At 41.6% G+C, this 20,502-nt stretch carries 19 protein-coding genes and 1 other annotated feature; of the genes, 17 read left to right on the top strand and 2 right to left on the bottom strand.

Annotation, left to right across the window (positions count from 1 at the left end; translation table 11 throughout):
- Window positions 1–58: 58 nt before the first annotated feature.
- The 5 genes from PCY16_RS09465 (at window position 59) to gorA (ending at window position 7,006) form a co-directional block, all read left to right on the top strand.
- Window positions 59–1,666 carry a ribonuclease Y gene (locus tag PCY16_RS09465; RefSeq protein ID WP_045001922.1) on the top strand — a complete coding sequence of 536 codons (1,608 nt, stop codon included), beginning with the start codon at window positions 59–61 and terminating at the stop codon, window positions 1,664–1,666.
- A gap of 211 nt (window positions 1,667–1,877) precedes the next feature.
- Window positions 1,878–2,624: a DeoR/GlpR family DNA-binding transcription regulator gene (locus PCY16_RS09460; protein ID WP_060933618.1), complete on the top strand. Its 747-nt coding sequence runs from the start codon at window positions 1,878–1,880 to the stop codon at window positions 2,622–2,624.
- Window positions 2,621–3,532, top strand: coding sequence for a 1-phosphofructokinase (gene pfkB / locus PCY16_RS09455; protein WP_002885581.1), 912 nt, complete (start codon window positions 2,621–2,623; stop codon window positions 3,530–3,532). Before PCY16_RS09460 ends, pfkB begins: the two co-directional genes overlap by 4 nt.
- Entirely contained in the window at window positions 3,529–5,505 is a 1,977-nt protein-coding gene (locus PCY16_RS09450) for a fructose-specific PTS transporter subunit EIIC (RefSeq protein ID WP_155164337.1), read from the top strand. Before pfkB ends, PCY16_RS09450 begins: the two co-directional genes overlap by 4 nt.
- A 148-nt stretch (window positions 5,506–5,653) precedes the next feature.
- The gene (gene gorA / locus PCY16_RS09445) at window positions 5,654–7,006 is read left to right on the top strand and encodes a glutathione-disulfide reductase (protein ID WP_195414086.1); all 1,353 of its coding nucleotides are present in this window, start codon (window positions 5,654–5,656) and stop codon (window positions 7,004–7,006) included.
- Window positions 7,007–7,594: 588 nt separating this feature from the next.
- Here gorA and PCY16_RS09440 read toward each other — a convergent pair.
- Window positions 7,595–8,851: a folylpolyglutamate synthase/dihydrofolate synthase family protein gene (locus PCY16_RS09440; RefSeq protein WP_195414087.1), complete on the bottom strand. Its 1,257-nt coding sequence runs from the start codon at window positions 8,849–8,851 to the stop codon at window positions 7,595–7,597.
- A 44-nt stretch (window positions 8,852–8,895) separates the two neighbouring features.
- Window positions 8,896–9,357 carry a DUF6556 family protein gene (locus PCY16_RS09435; protein ID WP_156246379.1) on the bottom strand — a complete coding sequence of 154 codons (462 nt, stop codon included), beginning with the start codon at window positions 9,355–9,357 and terminating at the stop codon, window positions 8,896–8,898.
- A 108-nt stretch (window positions 9,358–9,465) separates the two neighbouring features.
- Between PCY16_RS09435 and PCY16_RS09430 the strand changes: the two genes are divergently transcribed.
- The 12 genes from PCY16_RS09430 to PCY16_RS09375 all read left to right on the top strand — a co-directional run bounded on the left by PCY16_RS09430 (window position 9,466) and on the right by PCY16_RS09375 (window position 20,423).
- Window positions 9,466–10,611: a cysteine desulfurase family protein gene (locus PCY16_RS09430; RefSeq protein WP_175061058.1), complete on the top strand. Its 1,146-nt coding sequence runs from the start codon at window positions 9,466–9,468 to the stop codon at window positions 10,609–10,611.
- A gap of 54 nt (window positions 10,612–10,665) precedes the next feature.
- Entirely contained in the window at window positions 10,666–11,889 is a 1,224-nt protein-coding gene (thiI, locus tag PCY16_RS09425) for a tRNA uracil 4-sulfurtransferase ThiI (RefSeq protein ID WP_107372579.1), read from the top strand.
- Window positions 11,890–11,994: 105 nt separating this feature from the next.
- Window positions 11,995–13,506, top strand: a complete 1,512-nt coding sequence (gtfA, locus tag PCY16_RS09420; protein WP_195414088.1) for an accessory Sec system glycosyltransferase GtfA — start codon at window positions 11,995–11,997, stop codon at window positions 13,504–13,506.
- A complete protein-coding gene (gtfB, locus tag PCY16_RS09415) occupies window positions 13,499–14,818 on the top strand; it encodes an accessory Sec system glycosylation chaperone GtfB (protein ID WP_002890082.1) in 1,320 nt (439 codons plus the stop codon). The genes gtfA and gtfB overlap by 8 nt, the downstream gene beginning before the upstream one ends.
- Before the next feature lie 4 nt (window positions 14,819–14,822).
- Window positions 14,823–15,359, top strand: a complete 537-nt coding sequence (locus tag PCY16_RS09410) for a GNAT family N-acetyltransferase (protein ID WP_195414089.1) — start codon at window positions 14,823–14,825, stop codon at window positions 15,357–15,359.
- A 112-nt stretch (window positions 15,360–15,471) separates the two neighbouring features.
- Window positions 15,472–15,546: a sequence feature (ribosomal protein L21 leader region), on the top strand.
- A gap of 40 nt (window positions 15,547–15,586) precedes the next feature.
- On the top strand, window positions 15,587–15,901 hold the full coding sequence (rplU, locus tag PCY16_RS09405) for a 50S ribosomal protein L21 (protein WP_002885597.1): 315 nt from the start codon (window positions 15,587–15,589) through the stop codon (window positions 15,899–15,901).
- 35 nt (window positions 15,902–15,936) lie between these two features.
- Entirely contained in the window at window positions 15,937–16,227 is a 291-nt protein-coding gene (rpmA, locus tag PCY16_RS09400) for a 50S ribosomal protein L27 (protein ID WP_002885483.1), read from the top strand.
- Window positions 16,228–16,284: 57 nt separating this feature from the next.
- On the top strand, window positions 16,285–16,980 hold the full coding sequence (locus PCY16_RS09395) for a GNAT family protein (protein ID WP_195414090.1): 696 nt from the start codon (window positions 16,285–16,287) through the stop codon (window positions 16,978–16,980).
- Window positions 16,981–17,178: 198 nt separating this feature from the next.
- A complete protein-coding gene (locus PCY16_RS09390) occupies window positions 17,179–17,553 on the top strand; it encodes a DUF1149 family protein (RefSeq protein ID WP_002885550.1) in 375 nt (124 codons plus the stop codon).
- A 1-nt stretch (window position 17,554) separates the two neighbouring features.
- Window positions 17,555–18,397, top strand: coding sequence for a DegV family protein (locus tag PCY16_RS09385; protein WP_002886676.1), 843 nt, complete (start codon window positions 17,555–17,557; stop codon window positions 18,395–18,397).
- A 59-nt stretch (window positions 18,398–18,456) separates the two neighbouring features.
- A complete protein-coding gene (gene dapB, locus PCY16_RS09380; protein WP_049545670.1) occupies window positions 18,457–19,224 on the top strand; it encodes a 4-hydroxy-tetrahydrodipicolinate reductase in 768 nt (255 codons plus the stop codon).
- Entirely contained in the window at window positions 19,221–20,423 is a 1,203-nt protein-coding gene (locus tag PCY16_RS09375; RefSeq protein ID WP_195414091.1) for a CCA tRNA nucleotidyltransferase, read from the top strand. Before dapB ends, PCY16_RS09375 begins: the two co-directional genes overlap by 4 nt.
- Window positions 20,424–20,502 lie beyond the last annotated feature (79 nt).

Here is a 20,502-nt window from a genome sequence, read left to right as displayed (position 1 = left end):
ATGATACACTAGAAGACGGTTTTCTTTAGGGAAACCTTAGAAAAGTTGAGGTAAAGACATGATAAACATGATAATTTTAGTTGTCTTTGCACTCATTGGTTTAGTCGTTGGATATTTAGCAATTTCTATTAAACTTAGCAAAGCTAAGGAACAAGCAGAAACTACCTTGCTAAAGGCAGAACAAGACGCTGTGAACCTTCGCAGTCAGGCGGAACATGATGCAGATCATCTGCGTGTGACTGCCGAACGCGAAAGTAAGGCTCAACGTAAAGAGTTCTTGTTAGAAGCAAAAGAGGAAGCTAGAAAATATCGAGAAGATATTGAAAAAGAATTCAAATCTGAACGTCAAGAGCTTAAACAAATGGAAAATCGTTTAACAGAACGTGCAACCAGCCTTGACCGTAAGGATGAAAATCTATCAAGTAAAGAACTTGCCCTCGAGAAGAAAGAGCAGAGTCTTGCTGACAAATCTAAACATCTTAATGAGCGTGAAGAGAATGTGACTCAGTTGGAGGCTGAGAAGCAAGCTGAACTTGAACGTGTTGGTCAGATGACCATTGCAGAGGCGCGTGAGGTAATCTTAACGGAGACTGAGAATAATCTGACTCATGAGATTGCAACACGTATCAAAGATGCAGAAGCACAGGTTAAAGATACTGTTGATAAGAAGGCCAAAAACTTGTTGGCGCAAGCTATGCAACGCTTGGCTGGAGATTATGTTACTGAACAAACAGTAACTACTGTTCACCTTCCAGATGACAATATGAAAGGTCGTATCATTGGACGTGAGGGGCGTAACATCCGTACGCTTGAAAGTCTAACAGGTATTGACGTTATTATTGACGACACTCCAGAAGTGGTTGTCCTTTCTGGTTTTGATCCAGTTCGTCGTGAAATTGCACGTATGACTCTCGAGGCCTTGATTAAGGACGGTCGTATCCATCCGGCTCGTATTGAAGAGTTGGTTGAGAAGAGCCGTCAGGAAATGGATAACCGTATCCGTGAATATGGTGAAGAGGCAGCCTACGAAATTGGTGCTATGAATCTTCATCCTGATTTGATTAAGATTATGGGACGCTTGCAGTTCCGTACGTCGTATGGTCAAAACGTCCTTCGTCACTCAGTTGAAGTTGGTAAACTAGCAGGCATCATGGCTGGTGAATTGGGTGAAAATGTTGCCCTTGCTCGTCGTGCTGGATTCCTTCACGATATGGGGAAAGCCATTGACAAAGAAGTCGAAGGTAGCCACGTAGAGATTGGTGCAGAGTTTGCACGTAAGTACAAAGAACATCCAGTTGTGGTCAATGCTATTGCCAGCCACCATGGCGATGTAGAACCTGAGAGCGTTATTGCAGTTATTGTAGCTGCAGCAGATGCTTTGAGTTCGGCTCGTCCAGGGGCTCGTAATGAATCGGTTGAGAATTATGTCAAACGCCTTCGTGATTTGGAAGAAATTGCATCAAGTTTTGACGGTGTTCAAACAAGCTTCGCCCTTCAAGCTGGTCGTGAAATTCGTATTATGGTTCATCCAAACAAAATCTCGGATGATGAAGTTACGATCTTGTCTCATAAGGTACGTGAACAAATTGAGAAGAATTTGGATTACCCAGGAAATATTAAGGTTACAGTCATTCGTGAATTCCGTGCGGTTGACTATGCCAAATAAGATAAGAGAGCCGAAAGGCTTTTTTATTTTGCCCTTCATACTGAAAGGGGTATTCTTTTTGAAAATGTAAGAACTTTCTTATCAAATTGCGTCATTTTGGTAGATAAGTATTTTATAATGAAATATTTTGATTTTTTTTGACTGTTTCTAGTTGACAGTTATTAAAAATTTAGTATAATAGTTTTTGTAAACGATTACAGAAGGAGAGATTATGCTAAAGTCTGAACGTAAGCAGATTATCTTGTCTCAGTTGAAACAAGATGGTTTTGTCACTTTGGAAAACCTAACTGTTTTGTTAAGTGATACTTCCGAGTCGACGATTCGTCGAGACTTGGACGAGTTAGCGGCAGATGGCCAACTTAAACGTGTTCATGGCGGTGCTGAAAGTATTCATGGTCTAAAGGAAGAAATTGCCAATAGTCAAAAAGCTATTAGAAACGTTCAAGAAAAGGCTCAGTTAGCTGGTTATGCTGCCGATTTGATTAAGGAAGGTGATGTCGTCTTTCTTGAGGCTAGTACAACAAATGAACTTTTGATTCCACATTTGGCTAATCGTCAGGTAACGGTTGTGACTAATTCTATCCATCATGCGGTTAAGCTGGTAGATCTCGGTGTTAGCACTAGGATTGTTGGAGGAAAGGTTAAACATTCAACGGATGCGTCTATTGGAAGTACTGCTCAAGAGCAAATTAGACAACTGAATTTTGATTGTGCTTTCATTGGTGCTAATGGTGTTGATGCTAATTATTTCACCACACCAGACATGGAAGAGGCAGTTATTAAACGGGCGGTTATAGCTAATGCGCAAAAAGCCTATGTTCTAGCGGATGCCTCTAAACTTGGTCAGATTACCTATGCTAAGGTAGCCGAGGTCGAGAAAGTAACCATAATTACAAATGCTTCGGAAGAAGAGCTCCTAAAAGAATTAAAAGAGAAAACGAGGGTTATTGAAGTATGATTTATACTGTAACGCTGAATCCATCAATCGACTTCATTGTTCGTATCGACAAAGTAGAGATTGGTGAAGTTAACCGCATGGAGAGTGATGATAAGTTCGCTGGCGGTAAGGGGATTAATGTTAGTCGTATTTTGCAACGTTTAGGTGTTGATAATACTGCAACGGGCTTCATCGGTGGTTTTACAGGACGTTTTGTGACAGATGGTTTAGATGCAGAAGGTATTAAAACTAAGTTTGTAGCTGTGGATCAAGACACACGTATTAATGTTAAAATCAAGGCTGACCAAGAAACTGAAATTAACGGTGCAGGACCTGTCATTAATGAGTATCAATTGGCTGAATTGGAAGCAGTTCTTTCAAGTGTAAGTGCTGATGATGTGGTTGTTTTTGCTGGATCAGCACCAAGCAATCTTGGAAACAAGGTCTATAACAAATTGATTCCACTAGTGCGTGAAACTGGTGCACAGGTTGTCTGTGACTTTGAAGGTCAAACCTTGCTTGATTCCTTGGCTTACCAACCACTCTTGGTAAAACCAAATAACCATGAGTTAGAAGCTATTTTCAATGTCAAACTTAATGGTTTGGCTGATGTTGAAAAGTATGCGCGTGAAATCCTTGCTAAGGGTGCACAGAACGTTATCATCTCAATGGCAGGTGATGGAGCGCTTCTTGTTACTCCAGAGGCTGCTTACTTTGCTAAACCAATCAAGGGAACAGTAAAAAACTCTGTTGGTGCGGGTGACTCAATGGTTGCTGGTTTCACTGGTGAGTTTGTTAAATCAGGTGATCCAATTGAGGCTCTCAAGTGGGGAGTAGCATGTGGAACATCTACGGCTTTCTCAGATGACTTAGCGACAATTGAATTTATTAAAGAAACATACAATAAAGTAGAGGTAGAAAAACTATGAAAATTCAGGATTTACTGAACAAAAAAGTAATGTTGCTTGACCTTCAAGCAACTACAAAAGAAGCTGCTATCGATGAAATGATTAACAGCATGGTTGACAACGGTGTTGTGACTGACTTTGATGTTTTCAAAGCAGGTATTATGGCTCGTGAAGCACAAACATCAACTGGTTTGGGTGATGGAATCGCTATGCCACACAGTAAAAATGCTGCAGTAAAAGAAGCAACAGTACTTTTTGCTAAATCTAATAAAGGTGTAGATTACGAATCACTTGATGGTCAACCTACAGACCTCTTCTTTATGATTGCTGCTCCAGAGGGAGCAAATGACACTCACTTGGCAGCCCTTGCTGAGTTGTCAAAATATCTTATGCAAGATGGTTTTGCAGATCGTTTGCGTAAGGTGACTTCTCCAGATGAAGTGATTGCTGCTTTCAATACGGGTGAAGAAGAAGCACAGGCTGAGGAAGCTAAGAAAGCACAAGCTGTTAAAGAAGCAGCTTCAAGCGATAAACCACTTATCGTAGCTGTAACAGCTTGTACAACTGGTATTGCTCACACTTACATGGCTGAAGAATCACTGATTAAAACAGGTGAAGAAATGGGAGTCAATGTTCGTGTTGAAACTAACGGTGCGTCAGGTGTCGGAACACAATTGACTGCTGAAGAAATCAGAAAGGCTGTAGGTGTTATCGTAGCAGCAGACAAGGCAGTTGAAACAGCACGCTTTGATGGTAAAAAATTGCTTTCTAAACCAGTTGCAGCAGGTATCCGTCAACCTCAAGAATTAATCCAAAACATCTTGGATGGTAAGGCTGAAGTCTTCCATGCCGAAAATGCTGGAGCTGCTCAAGAATCAAGTGAGAAATTGAGCCTCGGTGGTGCCTTCTATAAACACTTGATGAGTGGGGTATCACAAATGCTCCCATTCGTTATCGGTGGTGGTATCATGATTGCGCTTGCCTTCTTGCTTGACCAAATCATGGGTGTTCCTAAAGATCAATTGTCACAACTTGGTTCTTACCATGAAATTGCTGCTCAATTCAAAGCAATTGGTGGTGCGGCCTTTGGTTTCATGCTTCCAGTACTTGCAGGTTACATTGCTTATTCTATCGCTGAAAAACCGGGTTTGGTTTCAGGTTTTGTAGCTGGTGCTATCGCATCAAGTGGTGCAGCCTTTGGTGGTGTTCCATTTGGTTCAGGTGGTAAAGCAACCCTTGCCCTTGCAGGTGTATCTTCAGGTTTCCTTGGAGCTCTTGTTGGTGGTTTCCTTGCAGGTGGTGTTATCCTCGTTCTTCGTAAACTCTTGGCAGGTATCCCACGTGCTCTTGAAGGAATCCGTTCTATCTTGCTATTGCCACTCCTAGGTGTATTTGCTACAGGTTTCTTGATGTTGGCAGTGAATATCCCAATGGCAGCAATCAATACAGGTCTTAATAACTTCTTGTCAAGCTTGTCAGGAAGCTCAGCCGTATTACTTGGTCTCCTTGTTGGTGGTATGATGGCAGTGGATATGGGTGGACCAGTCAACAAAGCAGCTTATGTCTTTGGTACTGGTACTCTCGCAGCAACAGTAACTTCAGGTGGTTCAGTTGTTATGGCAGCAGTTATGGCAGCTGGTATGGTTCCTCCATTGGCAGTCTTTGTAGCGACACTCTTATTTAAAGATAAATTCACCGAAGAAGAACGCAACTCTGGTTTGACAAACATCGTTATGGGACTCTCATTCATCACTGAAGGTGCGATCCCATTTGGTGCAGCTGACCCAGCACGCGCTATCCCAAGCTTTATCGTCGGTTCAGCTCTTACAGGTGCTCTCGTAGGTATGGCAGGAATCAAATTGATGGCACCACACGGAGGTATCTTCGTTATTGCCCTCACATCAAATGCCCTTCTCTACCTTCTCTTCATCTTGATTGGTGCTGTGGTATCAGGTATCCTTTTCGGATTCCTCCGCAAACCACTTGATAAATAAGATATGATTAAACAATCTCGTTGAGTTCGGGGTTGTTTTTTGTGTCGTAGCAGATTTTTGTCAGGGTACCTATTTTATGATAAAGTATAGGCAGAAACGGCTTATCTAGTAGCTAATACGCTGTATAAAGAAACATAAGAGGTAAAATATGGTAAAAGAATACGATTATATTGTCATCGGTGGTGGCTCTGGCGGGATTGCCAGTGCTAATCGTGCTGCTATGCACGGCGCTAAGGTTATTCTCTTTGAAGGAAAAGAGGTCGGCGGTACCTGCGTCAATGTGGGCTGTGTACCTAAAAAGGTCATGTGGTATGGTGCTCAGGTTGCTGAAACCCTTCACCGTTATGCAGGCGAGTATGGTTTTGATGTGACAATTAATAAGTTTGATTTTGCAAGGCTTAAGGCGAATCGTCAGGCTTATATCGACCGTATCCATGGTTCTTATGAGCGTGGTTTTGATAGCAATGGCGTTGAACGTGTATACGAGTATGCAAGATTTGTTGACCCTCATACAGTTGAAGTAGCAGGGGAGCTTTATACAGCACCCCATATCCTTATTGCGACAGGTGGTCACGCCCTTTATCCAAACATTCCAGGTAGTGAATATGGGATTACCTCAGATGGTTTCTTTGAACTAGATGAGGTGCCAAAACGTACAGCTGTCATTGGTGCTGGCTACATCGCTGTTGAGGTTGCTGGTGTTCTCAATGCTCTTGGAAGTGATACACACCTCTTTGTGCGTAAAGATCGTCCATTGCGTACCTTTGACAAGGATATCGTTGATGTTTTAGTTGATGAAATGGCTAAATCAGGTCCGACCCTTCACACGCATGCTAATGCTACAGAAGTAGCGAAAAATGCTGACGATTCTTTGACCATTAGCTTTGACAATGGAGAAACGATCACTGTTGATTGCCTCATTTGGGCTATTGGTCGTGCAGCCAATACCTCTGGCTTTGGTCTTGAAAAGACGGGCGTTGAGTTGACTGAACGAGGTAACATTTATTCAGACGCCTTTGAAAATACATCAGTTCCTGGTATCTACGCCCTTGGTGATGTGACTGGTAAACTAGATTTGACGCCAGTTGCAATCAAGGCGGGACGTCAATTGTCAGAGCGACTCTTCAACAATAAAGCCGATGCTAAGCTTGATTACACTGATGTAGCCACTGTGGTCTTTAGCCACCCAGTCATTGGTTCTGTTGGTTTGACTGAGGAAAAAGCAATTGCTAAATATGGTGCGGAGAATATCAAGGTCTATAAATCTAGTTTCACTCCAATGTATACAGCTCTTGCAAACAATCGTCAGCCGTCAACTATGAAATTAGTAACACTTGGTGAGGATGAAAAAATCATCGGTCTTCATGGCATTGGCTACGGTGTCGATGAGATGATTCAAGGCTTCTCTGTGGCTATTAAGATGGGAGCAACTAAGGCTGATTTTGATAATACGGTTGCCATTCATCCAACCGGTTCAGAAGAATTTGTAACGATGAGATAAAAAGGTGAAGTCTGTCTACCTAAATGGATAGACTTTTCTTTGTGTCTGAATGGCCTCAATTGAAAGTGATCGCAAGGAAGTCCCTTGCGAATTTCCATAGCCTTTTTGGCTATGGAAACCATTCATCCAACCGGTTCAGAAGAATTTGTAACGATGAGATAAAAAGGTGAAGTCTGTCTACCTAAATGGATAGACTTTTCTTTGTGTCTGAATGGCCTCAATTGAAAGTGATCGCAAGGAAGTCCCTTGCGAATTTCCATAGCCTTTTTGGCTATGGAAACCATTCATCCAACCGGTTCAGAAGAATTTGTAACGATGAGATAAAAAGGTGAGGTCTATCTACCTATATGGATAGACTTTTCTTTATGTCTGAATGGCCTCAATTGAAAGTGATCGCAAGGAAGTCCCTTGCGAATTTCCATAGCCTTTTTGGCCATGGAAACCATTCATCCAACCGGTTCAGAAGAATTTGTAACGATGAGGTAAAAAGGTGAAGTCTGTCTAGCCAAATAGATAGACTTTTCTTTGTGTTCAAATAACAACTTATATTTTGTGTGTAACTGTATATTGTCTCAATAAAAAAGACCTTTAGGTCTTTCTTTCGTTTAATAAGTAGTTTCTTACTTCTGAGATAAAGTAAAGGGATCCTGTGACAACAAATAGGTCATCAGAATCTGCTGATTCAGCTTTTGCTAGCCATTCTCTATAGTCGGCCGCACATTTGAAGTTTTGAGGATAGTCATCCAAGGGCAGTGCTTCAAAAAAGTCAAAGCTGGTTACCGTAATATCATAATCTTTCAATTCTTCTAGTAAGTTTGCTAAAGGTTTTCGTCTCAGTCCTGCAAAGAGGATGTGGATTTTACGATTGGTAAAGTTATCTTTTAGTACCTGTTTTAAGCTGGCAATTCCTTGAGGGTTATGGGCACCGTCTAGATAAATATTGTTTCCTATCCACTCACTACGACCAGGCCAGTGTGTGTCACAAATACCATCTTGAATGCTCTTATTAGTAATCTTAGGAAATGTTGGAGTCAAGAGATGGGCAGCAGTGACAGCTAACCCAGCATTGTTTTCTTGATGTCGTCCTAGCATTGGTAGCTTAAGATCTGGACTTTCCCAATGGTCATAAGAAACTTGGATCGTTTGGTTGTCTTTCGGAAGCAGCTGAATTTCCCTATCAATGACGGCTAAAGGAGCTTGTAGGTCATGTGATTTTTGGTTGAAAAAATGTTCAACTTCTGCAGAGACACGACCAAGTAAGATAGGTGTGTTTTCTCGCATGACGCCTGCTTTATGATTGGAGATGTCCAAAAGGCTATTGCCCAAGGTTTCAGTGTGATCAAAGCCAATTGAAGTACAGATGACAAGCTCTGGCGAAAGGACATTGGTCGAATCAAGACGTCCACCAATACCTGCTTCAATGATAGCCATATCAACCTGTTTAAGGTCGAAGTAGAGGAACATGAGTAAGGTGACCAACTCGAATTCCGTTGGTCGGTCAAAAGCAGTGTGTTCTTCTAAATCATCAAGAAGAACCTGAGCTTTCTCGACAAGGCTAATCAAATCCTTGTCAGGGATTTCTGTACCGTTTATACTAATACGTTCGTTGAAACGAGTAATATAAGGTGAGGTAAAGGTCCCGACCTGATAGCCTGACTTTGTTAGGATATTTTGTAGGTAGCTTGTTGTTGATCCCTTACCGTTGGTCCCGACAATGTGCACCGTTGGAAAGTGAGTCTGGGGATTTCCGGCTTGTTTCAAAAGCCAACGCATACGTTCGAGTTGAGGGCGACGGCCATTGCCCTTGAAAGAATGGATAAAATTTAGAGTTTCTGTATAGTTCATAGGATTATAGAAAAAAGGCTGTCTTTCCTAGCCTTTTACATGTCTTAGTTAGAAGCGGCGTCACCAGTTGTTGCGCCACCAGTAGTCGCATTGCCAGATGTTGTGTCTGCAGTAGTTGCTGATGAAGAGGTAGTCGTATTGCCACCCGTTGTTGTGTCTGCAGATGACGAATAGGCGTTAGTTCCTGCTTGGCTACTTGTTTGTGTTTCTGAATCAGTCGCATTGCCATAACTAGATGAAGCGGCGCTTGATTCTTGAGTCTTATTATTGCCTTCTTTGATGACTACAGTTGATTGATTGGCTGATGAATCAGAAGTGTCCTTATTTTTAGAGGCTGTGAAATTCATGATGGTGATTGAAGCCACGATGATTGACAAAATTGTCCCGACGGCAGTAAGGACTTTTTGGAAGGCAGTGAAGCCTTTTGTAACGTGTTCAGTCACCTTTGGGGCAGATTTTTTTTCTTCTTTTGATGAATGATTACGGCGTGAGTAATTTTCAGACATGATGCTCTCCTTAAAAATATTTCGTACTTTCTATTATATGATTTTCTCGCAAAAATTGCTAAAAAAATTATGCTATAATAAATAGTAAATAAAAATCGAGGAAAAATCATGATTTATTTTGATAATTCAGCCACTACGGTGCCTTATCCAGAGGCACTTAGAACCTATCAAGAAGTGGCTACTAAAATTTTTGGGAACCCATCCAGCCTGCACCAATTAGGAACATCTGCGACACGTATTTTGGAGGCTTCTCGTAAGCAAGTTGCGGACCTCATTGGAAAATCAGCCGATGAGATTTTCTTTACGTCTGGAGGAACCGAAGGCGATAACTGGGTCATTAAAGGAGTGGCTTTTGAAAAAGAACCTTATGGCAAACACATCATTGTTTCTGATATTGAGCACCCTGCGGTAAAAGAGTCTGCTAAATGGCTTTCAGAGCATGGTTTTGAAGTGTCCTATGCACCCGTAAATGCACAAGGTTTCGTGGATGTGAATGCACTTGCTGGATTATTACGCCCCGACACGATCTTGGTTTCGGTTATGGCCGTTAATAACGAAATCGGATCAATCCAACCTATTCAAGCTATCTCGGATATATTGGCTGATGAGCCGACGATATCTTTCCATGTGGATGCTGTTCAGGCTATTGGGAAGATTCCTGTATCAGCTTATTTAACAGACCGTGTTGACTTTGCAACTTTTTCTGGTCACAAGTTCCATGCTGTTCGAGGTGTCGGTTTTGTCTACAAAAAGGCAGGGAAAAAGATTACGCCACTCTTAACCGGTGGTGGTCAAGAAAAAGACTTTCGTTCAACGACTGAAAATGTTGCTGGCATTGCGAGTATGGCTAAGGCCTTGCGATTAGTTACTGACAAAGAGGCGTTTTCTCTTCCGAAAATTGCCAAGATGAAAAAAATTATCTTTGACGAATTGGCTAAGTATGAGGACATTACTATTTTCTCAGGTGAGGGTGAAGACTTTGCGCCCAATATTTTGACCTTTGGAATCAAGGGTGTTCGTGGTGAAGTTATTGTCCATGCTTTTGAAGAGCATCAAATCTATATTTCAACGACATCTGCATGTTCATCTAAGGCGGGAAAACCAGCAGGGACTCTCATTTCTATGGGTGTTCCGACTAAATTAGCTCAAACGGCTGTACGTATCAGTCTTGATGATGACAATGATATGGGACAGGTAGAACAGTTTCTCACGATTTTCAAGCAGGTCTACGCCAAGACACAAAAAGTGAGATAGCAAGATTTAAGCAATTAAACAATAAAACTAAATTCAAATTTAAAAGGAAAAGGAATGACACTAACATATTCAGAAATTATGGTTCGCTATGGTGAATTGTCTACCAAGGGCAAAAACCGTATGCGCTTTATCAATAAACTTAGAAATAACATCAAGGATGTTCTATCCATCTATCCAGATGTTAAAGTGACTTTTGACCGAGACCGTGGTCACATCTACCTCAACGGTACAGACTATGAGCCAGTAGCAGAGTCTTTGAAGCAAATTTTTGGTATTCAAGCCTTTAGTCCTGTTTACAAGTTTGAAAAAGATGTCGAGGTCTTGAAAAAGGCTGTTCAAGACATTATGACTGGGCTCTATCGTGACGGTCTTACCTTTAAAGTGACTGCTAAACGTAGTGACCATGATTTTGTTCTCGATAGTCGTGAGCTCAATCTTACTTTAGGAAATGCAGTTTTTGATGTATTGCCTGACATTAAGGCTCAGATGAAGGGCCCAGATGTCAACCTTAAGGTAGAAATTCGTGCCGAGGCGGCTTATATTTCTCACGAGGAAGTCAAAGGAGCAGGTGGACTACCTGTAGGGACTGCCGGTAAAGGAATGCTCATGCTTTCAGGTGGGATTGATTCGCCAGTGGCAGGTTATCTTGCACTTAAACGTGGTGTGGATATTGAAGCTGTCCACTTTGCAAGCCCTCCTTATACCAGTCCTGGTGCACTGAAAAAGGCTCAAGATTTGACCCGTAAGTTGACCAAGTTTGGTGGTAATATCCAGTTCATCGAAGTACCTTTTACTGAAATCCAAGAGGAAATAAAAGAAAAAGCGCCTGAGGCTTATTTGATGACCTTGACGCGTCGTTTTATGATGCGTATTACTGACCGCATTCGAGAAGAACGTCGAGGTCTTGTGATTATCAATGGTGAGAGTCTTGGTCAGGTTGCTAGTCAGACTATGGAGTCTATGCAGGCGATTAATGCTGTTACATGTACGCCAGTGATTCGTCCAGTTGTCACTATGGATAAGTTGGAAATCATTGATTTGGCACAAAAAATTGATACCTTTGACATTTCCATCCAACCTTTTGAGGATTGCTGTACTATCTTTGCACCTGACCGTCCAAAGACTAATCCAAAAATCAAAAACGTTGAACAATATGAACGTCGTATGGATGTTGAAGCCTTGGTTGAACGTGCGGTTGCGGGAATCATGGTGACTGAAATCACACCTATTGAAGAAGCGCAAGACGAAGTGGATACACTTATTGAAGACTTGCTCTAGTCTAGGAGGATATAGTACTAACATAGTAGTATTTAGGTGCTACTAGAGTTAGGTATGTCCAAAAAGAAATGTCGATGTTGAGCTTTTACCCAGAAAGGAAAATACATGACTGTTTATAACATCAATTTAGGAATCGGTTGGGCATCAAGTGGGGTTGAGTACGCCCAGGCCTATCGTTCTACAATTTTCAAAAACACAGGTATTAAGGCCAAATTTGTCTTTATGGATATGTTCCTGCAGGACAATCTTTCTGATTTGACCCGTAACATGGGGTTTGAAGATGAAGACGTCATCTGGCTATACAGCTATTTTACAGACCTGAAAATTGCTCCAACGACCTATACTGTCAAGGATTTGGAAAAGGAAATCCCTTATGACATCACGCGTCGTGAGATTAATGGCAAGGTGGTTAAGCTCTTTTGTGCCAAGGAAGATATTTTCTACGCCGCTTATTTGCGTAAAGAGGGTGAAGATATTGTCCATCGTGTGGAAAAAGTATCGCGTGGTTGCTTAATTCGTAAAGACTTTTACTCTTACACCAAGATGTTCACGGAGTACTACACCCCTGTAGATAACAAGGCCCACCTCTATCAACGTCGTTTCTTCAATGAGGATGGTAGTGTTGCCTATGATGAAATTGTTGATGGTAAGGATAGTGTCTTCCGTTTCCCAGATAAGATTTTGTCATCTAAACATGAATTTATCGCCTACTTCATGTCGCAACTTGGTCTAACTGACCAGGATATCGTTATTTTGGACCGTGCAACTGGCACAGGGCAGGCTGTTTTCCGCAATACCAAACCTGCTAAGCTTGGGGTTGTGGTCCATGCAGAGCACTTTAGTGAAAATGCTGTGACAGACAAGACTATTTTATGGAATAACTTCTATGAGTACCAATTCAGCAATGCAGATAAGGTTGATTTCTTCATCACAGCGACAGAGCGTCAACGTAGCATTATGCTAGATCAGTTCAACAAATACACACCATTTACACCTAATATCGTAACGATTCCTGTGGGAAGTTTGGATAAACTGAGAGAGCCTGAGGGAGAGCGTAAACCATTCTCAATCATCACAGCTTCACGTTTGGCCAATGAAAAGCACGTGGATTGGTTGGCTAAGGCTGTTGTTAAGGCTAAAGAAAGACTGCCTCAAGTGAACTTTGATATCTTTGGTACAGGTGCTGAAGAAGCTAAGCTTAAGGCAATTATCGAGGAAAATCACGCTCAGGATTACATCCATCTTAAGGGTCACCAAGATTTAACAGAAGTCTACAAGGATTACGAACTTTACCTATCAGGTTCTAAGAGTGAAGGTTTTGGCTTGACACTTCTAGAAGCTGTTGGATCGGGCCTTGGTATGATTGGTTTTGATGTCCGTTATGGGAACCAAACTTTTATCAAGGATAATGAAAATGGTTACTTAATCCCTCGATTTGAAAAAGATGACGAGCTTGCTATTGTGGCTGCCTTGGCAGAGAAAATTGTAGCTTTCTTCAATCGTTCAGATTTAGATCATGTTCATCAAGTCTCTTATGATATCGCCAAAGGCTTTTTGACAGAGGAGATCGAGCAGAAGTGGCTTAACTTAGTAAAGGAGATGACTAATCATGATTAATTTATTTGAGAACTATAGTCAAGGTAGTTGGGATCTCCATTACTCGCTGATTGTCGCTGGCTATGTAAATACAACAGTTTGTCTTTCAGATGATGGCTTTCTGCCTAGTGATGTGACCTCACCTTACCTTTATTTCACTGGTTTTGACAAGGTTCAAGGTTCTGCACTTTACTTTAATCAGGTTCCTGTGCCTGACTACTGGGAAATTTTAGGAACAAATAGTAACGCGGAAATCTTCCGTTTTGATAAGAAACGTGGTCATATTCACTATGCGCATCCTGCTCATCAGCGTCTAGTTAAAGCTGTGGATTGGTATGATGAGTCAGGTCGCCTGCGTGTGACTGATCGCTACAATAATAAGGGGTACCGTTTCTCACAAACAACTTACAATGTTAAGCAAGAAGCGACCATTACTAGTTATTTCACTCCAGACAACAAGGAAGTTATCGTCATTAACCATTTGACTAAAGACGTTATCTTGAATTGGAAAGACAAGGTCTACATTTTCAAAAACAAATCGGAGTTTGTAGTCTTTTATCTTAAAGAAGCTGGCTATGATTTGCGACGTATCCTTTATAACTCCTTGTCAACGCCTTTCTTGACAGCTATGAATCTTCCGAATTCTGGTCAAGATGTCCTCTTCTGGCAAGAGCCTATCACTGATTCAGTCCCTGGGAATATGCGCCTCCTTCTTGATAGCAATCACCGTCAAACTAAGATTGTAGTGCAAGAATACACGGCATATACGAATCTTCTAAAGTTGGTTAGTCCAGAGCAGGCTTCTCGCGTGGCCTTTCTCGGATTCATGTATCCATTTGCTCGTCAGAATAATTTCCAAAATCAAGCACTGATCTTGACCAACTCAGATCAGATTGAACACTTGGAAAACATTGTTAGTGAAGTGCCTACCATGCACTACCATATTGGTGCAATCACTGAAATGTCAAGTCGTTTGATGGATTTAGCTAAATATAGTAATGTTAGCCTTTATCCGAATATTACAACAGAACAGGTTAAACGTCTCTATCAAGAGGCTGATTTCTATTTAGATATTAACCACCAAAATGAAATCCTGTCAGCGACACGTGCTGCCTTTGAAAATAACCTGCTTATCCTGGCTTTCACGAACACAAGCCATGGTCCAGATTATACTGCACCAAGCAATATTTTCTCAGCTATGAATGCTGGGCAATTTAAACAAACCCTTAAAGAAGCCTTGGGCAACCGTGACTTCCTTAGTCACTTGCTTGATCGTCAACGTGAGCACGCTCATGTAGCAACACCAGAAGATTATAAGAAGGTTATTGGTTAGGAAAATGACACTAGAGGTTCGTAACATTTATCCTCTGACATCAACATTCAAGATGGTCGCTTCGCTTTATGAAGCGGCTTTTCCTGTGGAGGAGAGACTCCCACTTTGGCAATTGTCTTGGAATAATTTGAAAAATGGACAATCTTTCTTGGCTTATTTTGATCAGGGAGTTTTTATTGGTTTTACCTATGCAATCTGTACTGATAACCTGGTCTACCTTCTCTTTCTTGCGGTTGAGGAAAGTAAACAGTCGCAGGGTTACGGTAGTCAAATTTTGGCACAAGTTAGGGAAGAAGCAGGAGAACGACCGTGTGTGCTTACGATTGAACCCATGGATGAGGAGCAAGTCTCTAATCGGGCTCAACGTCTAAAACGTTTAGCATTTTATGAACGAAATGGCTATCAGGCATTGAATCACTTCTATTTTGAAGGAAGTGAACGCTATCAAATTTTGACAACGGATAAGAGCCTTTCCTTAGTTGATCTGGAGCGGGCTCTAGCTAAGACTTTCCTAGGAAGATATGGAATAAGAGTTGATTAGGGTAATCGCTACTTTGATAAATTTCAATGAGCAGAATAAGAATAATCAAAATAACTTTTTCTCTTGTCATTAGAGGGAAAAAATGATAGAATTGTAACGTTGACTAAATGCACGTCCTGTGCAACCGCACGACTACTGTTTACAAGTGGGTTCGGCCCCGCAGTACTAGGCGAGTCTTCACAGAGGGAAACCTCAGACACATTAAAAATTTTAATAGGAGGTGCATCATGAGCACATACGCAATCATCAAAACTGGTGGAAAACAAGTTAAAGTTGAAGTAGGTCAAGCGATCTACGTTGAAAAAATCAACGCTGAAGCTGGATCAGAAGTAACTTTTAACGAAGTTGTTCTTGTCGGTGGTGATAAAACTGTAGTAGGTACTCCAGTTGTTGAGGGAGCTACTGTTGTCGGAACTATCGAAAAACAAGGTAAACAAAAGAAAGTTGTTACTTTCAAATACAAACCTAAAAAAGGTAGCCACCGTAAACAAGGTCACCGTCAACCTTATACAAAAGTTGTTATCAACGCTATCAACGCGTAAGTTAGCGACTAATCACTAAGAAAGGACACAATCTTATGTTGAAAACTCTTGAAAACTTGCAACTTTTCGCCCACAAAAAAGGTGGGGGTTCTACTTCCAATGGTCGTGATTCACAAGCTAAACGTCTTGGTGCTAAAGCAGCTGATGGACAAACTGTATCAGGTGGATCAATCCTTTACCGTCAACGCGGTACACACATCTACCCAGGTGTAAACGTAGGCCGTGGTGGTGACGATACACTCTTCGCTAAAGTTGAAGGTGTTGTACGTTTCGAACGTAAAGGTCGCGACAAAAAACAAGTATCTGTATACCCAGTTGCTAAATAATTAAGCTAAAGTCTGCACTTTTGTGTAGGCTTTTCTTTATGAAAAAAGGAGAATCCTATGCCTTTAAATCACTACCAACAAGAAGTAGGGCCAAGTCTAGCAGATGCCAGTCCAGGTAAAATGCCAGATGTTGCTCTATTAGAAGGTCGTTATTGTAGCGTTGAACATTTGACAGTGGCAGAGCATTATGAGGACATTTTAGACTTTTACTTTACTAATCAGATTCTTTCGGATTGGACCTATATGTATGCGGACCCTTTTGAATCTGAAGAAGCTGTACGTCAGTGTTTGGAGGATTATGAGCAATCCCAGAATCCTTATTTCTTTGCCATCAGGGATAAGGCTTCTGGTAAAGTTCTAGGAACCTTTTCACTCATGGCTATTACACCCAAAAATCGCAGTGTTGAGATGGGGCGGGTAATTTTGGCACCTGCCTTACAAAAGACTCGAGCAGCCACAGAAGCTCAATACCTGCTTATGAAATATGTCTTTGAAGATCTTAACTATCGTCGTTATGAGTGGAAATGTGATAGTCTCAACCGCCCTTCTGCCAATGCAGCCATGCGTTTAGGGTTCACCTATGAGGGGCGTTTTCGTAACCATGCTATTTATAAGGGACGTAGCCGTGATACGGACTGGTTCTCGATTATTGACAGTGAGTGGCCAGTACTTAAGAAACGATTTGAGAATTGGTTGTCTCCTGAGAATTTTGATGAACAGGGACAGCAGAAACGTTCTTTGAGGGACTGTTAGCTATCAATGTAAGGCTCTTTTCTGATGAAGGAGCCTTATTTTAGTGTTCTTAGACCTAAATCAAAGCTCCTACTTTTCTAGTGATTATTATTGCTGTCAAAATCAGTCTAAATACTCATTTTTCTGTCAATAATATTCCCATAATAAAGCATATTTATGCTATAATAAAGAGTAATTGTATCAAGGAGAATATGACTAATGGATTTAATTCGCGAAAAAGTATTTGTTAACCGTTACCACTATGATGTTCGTAACCATGAGTGGGAAAAAGAGAATGGTGTGCCTAAAACAAATGTTGAAGTAACTTTCCAGTTGCACAATAAAGATGAAGAAGCTAACAATACGTCTGTTGTAGCTGTTTTGCAATTTATGATTGTCCGTGATGAGTTTGTTATCTCAGGGATTGTTTCTCAAATGGACCATATTCAAAACCGTATCGTCAATGAACCAAAAGACTTCTCACAAGAAGAAGCAGAAGCCTTGGCTGCACCGCTCTTGGATACGCTTCAACGTTTGACTTATGAAGTAACTGAAATTGCCTTGGATCGCCCAGGTATCAACTTGGAGTTCTAAGATGTCTCTTGCAGTTATTACGGATTCATCGGTTAATCTCCCTGCTGAGATTCAGGGCCATGCTGATGTTTATGTTTTAGATATTCCAGTCATCATTGAGGGGCAGCCTTTTGTTGAAGGAAAAAACTTGGATGTCAATCAGTTTTATGAACAAATGGCAAACTCTGAGGAACTGCTCAAGACGTCACAACCAAATCTAGCTGACTTGGATAACTTGCTTATGGAGTTGGAGGCGGAAGGTTATACCCATGTCATTGGGCTTTTCCTTTCTTCAGGAATCTCTGGTTTTTGGGCCAATAGTCAGTTTTTGATTGAGGACCATGCCAAGTTGAAGATTGCTTTTCCTGATACAAAAATCACAGCAGCTCCTATGGGAGCTATGGTGAGAAACGTTTTGCATTGGTCAGCCCAAGGAATGTCTTTTGAGAACATTTTGAAGAAGCTTGAGGAGCAAGTTGGCCAAACGACGGCCTATATTCTTGTGGATGATCTTAATCATCTGGTTAAAGGTGGTCGTTTGTCGAATGGTTCGGCGATTTTAGGAAATCTTTTGTCTATCAAACCTATTTTGAATTTTAATGACGAAGGAAAAATCGTTGTTTTTGAAAAGGTGCGTACAGAGAAGAAAGCTGTGAAACGTTTGGTTGCCCTAGCTGAGGAAAATCGTGAAATGGAGCTTAGTATCCTTCACACGAATGCTCCTGAAAAAGCTGAGGATTTTAAAAGACAGCTAGAAGCAGAGGGAATTAGTGTTTCAACAGTGGTATCCTTATGTGCCGTAATTGCGACACACTTGGGTGAAGGAGCGCTAGTACTAGGTCTAACACCTAAATTTACCAAATAAGTACTATCCATGTGGGATGGGCTTGTCTATGATTAAAATCAATAGAGAGGAAAAATGACATGTCTATTAAAGTTATTGTTGCTGGATTTAAAGGAAGAATGGGTTCAACTGCGGTTGAGATGGTCAAGGGAGATGACGAATTGACTTTGGCTGCCTTGCTTGACCCATTTGCGACAGAAAAAGAAGTGGACGGTATTCCTGTCTTCACAGATAAAGCGGATTTGGTTGGCTTTGATGCAGATGTCTGGGTGGATTTCACTATGCCTGCTGTTGCCTATGAAAATACTCGTTTTGCTTTGGAGAATGGTTTTGCACCAGTTGTGGGTACAACAGGCTTTACTGAAGCACAAATTCAGGAATTAACAGACCTTTCTAAAGACAAGTCTATTGGTGGTTTGATTGCTCCTAACTTTGCTATTGGTGCTATCCTTCTTATGAAGTTTGCGGCAGAAGCTAGCAAATATTTCCCAGATCTTGAAATCATTGAGCTTCACCATGACAAGAAAAAAGATGCGCCTTCAGGTACAGCAGTGAAAACGGCTGAACTTATTCGTGAGGTTCGCGAGACTAAACGTCAGGGAGCTGAGGATGAGGTGGAAACACTTGCTGGGGCACGTGGTGCGGAGTTTGATGGTTTCCGTATTCACAGTGTGCGTTTGCCAGGTCTTGTGGCTCACCAAGAGGTTATCTTTGGTGCCCAAGGAGAAGGATTGACCTTGCGTCACGACTCTTACGACCGCATTTCCTTTATGGGTGGTGTTAATCTTGGGATTAAAGAAGTTGTTAAACGTAATCAGCTTGTTTATGGTTTGGAACATTTACTATGAGATTAAGTTATTTGCCTTCTGAATTTCAGAAGGCTTTACCAATATTAGAGAAAATTAAGGCTGCAGGGTTTGAGGCTTACTTTGTTGGTGGATCGGTCCGCGATGCCCTTCTCAACCGTCCCATTCACGATGTTGATATTGCTTCGTCTTCTTATCCTGAGGAGACTAAACAGATTTTTGAGCGTACGGTAGACATTGGTATTGAGCATGGGACCGTTTTGGTCTTGGAAAATGGCGGTGAGTATGAAGTGACGACCTTCCGAACAGAGGACGTCTATGTGGATTACCGTCGTCCGTCTAGCGTGTCCTTTGTGCGTTCATTGGAAGAGGATCTTAAGCGTCGTGATTTTACAGTCAATGCTTTTGCTCTTAATGAAAATGCTGAGATTATTGATAAGTTCAATGGTCTTGCTGATTTGGACAACCGTGTCTTAAGGGCTGTTGGTAAGGCTGAGGAACGCTTTAACGAGGATGCTCTTCGTATCATGCGTGGACTACGTTTTGCAGCGAGCTTAGATTTCGATATTGAAGAAAAGACTTTTGAGGCTATGACCAGCCATGCTCCTCTTTTGGAAAAGATTTCGATTGAGCGAAGTTTCATCGAATTTGATAAGTTGCTCTTGGCACCACATTGGAAAAAAGGGGTTAAGGCACTTCTAGCGACTAAGGCTTATCAGTATCTTCCAGATTTTCAAGAAACTGCTGAAGAATGGCAGTCTTTTGTATCAGATTATGCTGATGACTTTAGATTTACAAGTTCTGAGCAGGCCTGGGCGGCAACTCTTTTGGCTCTCAAGCACGATAATCCACGCTCTTTTCTTAAAAAATGGAAGACATCTGTTAATTTCCAAAAGACAGTTCAGTCCCTGGTTGACATTTTCAATTTCCGTTTGGAGAGAGCTGTGACCAAGCAAGATGTTTATCAGTATGGTAAGGAACTCTTAGAGGAGGCTGAAACCTTGAGACGGGCTCAGGGCTTGGACGTCGATTATGAGCGTATTGCCGAGTTGGATGGCCAGTTGCTCATCCATGATAAGCACGAAATCGTTGTGAATGGTGGCACACTGATGAAGGAGCTGGGATTCAAACCTGGTCCAGACCTTGGTCGTGCACTTAAGGCTATCGAAAATGCCATCGTTGATGGTCAACTAGCTAATGCCGAGGAACCCATCATGGCCTTTGTTCAAGCTATGAAATAAGTCTAGAGACGTGATAAAAAAGACACACCGCTACAGAGCATGCGTAGGATCCGTAGCGGTGTTATTTGTAAGAAGGAAG

It is taken from the genome of Streptococcus sp. SS4 (assembly GCF_030440125.1).
Taxonomy (GTDB): Bacteria; Bacillota; Bacilli; order Lactobacillales; family Streptococcaceae; genus Streptococcus.
The sequence above is the reverse complement of the archived record's forward strand: the minus strand, read 5'-3'. Positions and strand labels throughout refer to the sequence as shown.

What these genes read in the sequence shown, in the direction of transcription:
- PCY16_RS09465 (WP_045001922.1), top strand. Translation starts at nt 59, where the DNA reads ATGATAAACATGATAATTTTAGTTGTCTTTGCACTCATTGGTTTAGTC.
- PCY16_RS09460 (WP_060933618.1), top strand. Translation starts at nt 1,878, where the DNA reads ATGCTAAAGTCTGAACGTAAGCAGATTATCTTGTCTCAGTTGAAACAA.
- pfkB (WP_002885581.1), top strand. Translation starts at nt 2,621, where the DNA reads ATGATTTATACTGTAACGCTGAATCCATCAATCGACTTCATTGTTCGT.
- PCY16_RS09450 (WP_155164337.1), top strand. Translation starts at nt 3,529, where the DNA reads ATGAAAATTCAGGATTTACTGAACAAAAAAGTAATGTTGCTTGACCTT.
- gorA (WP_195414086.1), top strand. Translation starts at nt 5,654, where the DNA reads ATGGTAAAAGAATACGATTATATTGTCATCGGTGGTGGCTCTGGCGGG.
- PCY16_RS09440 (WP_195414087.1), bottom strand. Translation starts at nt 8,851, where the DNA reads ATGAACTATACAGAAACTCTAAATTTTATCCATTCTTTCAAGGGCAAT.
- PCY16_RS09435 (WP_156246379.1), bottom strand. Translation starts at nt 9,357, where the DNA reads ATGTCTGAAAATTACTCACGCCGTAATCATTCATCAAAAGAAGAAAAA.
- PCY16_RS09430 (WP_175061058.1), top strand. Translation starts at nt 9,466, where the DNA reads ATGATTTATTTTGATAATTCAGCCACTACGGTGCCTTATCCAGAGGCA.
- thiI (WP_107372579.1), top strand. Translation starts at nt 10,666, where the DNA reads ATGACACTAACATATTCAGAAATTATGGTTCGCTATGGTGAATTGTCT.
- gtfA (WP_195414088.1), top strand. Translation starts at nt 11,995, where the DNA reads ATGACTGTTTATAACATCAATTTAGGAATCGGTTGGGCATCAAGTGGG.
- gtfB (WP_002890082.1), top strand. Translation starts at nt 13,499, where the DNA reads ATGATTAATTTATTTGAGAACTATAGTCAAGGTAGTTGGGATCTCCAT.
- PCY16_RS09410 (WP_195414089.1), top strand. Translation starts at nt 14,823, where the DNA reads ATGACACTAGAGGTTCGTAACATTTATCCTCTGACATCAACATTCAAG.
- rplU (WP_002885597.1), top strand. Translation starts at nt 15,587, where the DNA reads ATGAGCACATACGCAATCATCAAAACTGGTGGAAAACAAGTTAAAGTT.
- rpmA (WP_002885483.1), top strand. Translation starts at nt 15,937, where the DNA reads ATGTTGAAAACTCTTGAAAACTTGCAACTTTTCGCCCACAAAAAAGGT.
- PCY16_RS09395 (WP_195414090.1), top strand. Translation starts at nt 16,285, where the DNA reads ATGCCTTTAAATCACTACCAACAAGAAGTAGGGCCAAGTCTAGCAGAT.
- PCY16_RS09390 (WP_002885550.1), top strand. Translation starts at nt 17,179, where the DNA reads ATGGATTTAATTCGCGAAAAAGTATTTGTTAACCGTTACCACTATGAT.
- PCY16_RS09385 (WP_002886676.1), top strand. Translation starts at nt 17,555, where the DNA reads ATGTCTCTTGCAGTTATTACGGATTCATCGGTTAATCTCCCTGCTGAG.
- dapB (WP_049545670.1), top strand. Translation starts at nt 18,457, where the DNA reads ATGTCTATTAAAGTTATTGTTGCTGGATTTAAAGGAAGAATGGGTTCA.
- PCY16_RS09375 (WP_195414091.1), top strand. Translation starts at nt 19,221, where the DNA reads ATGAGATTAAGTTATTTGCCTTCTGAATTTCAGAAGGCTTTACCAATA.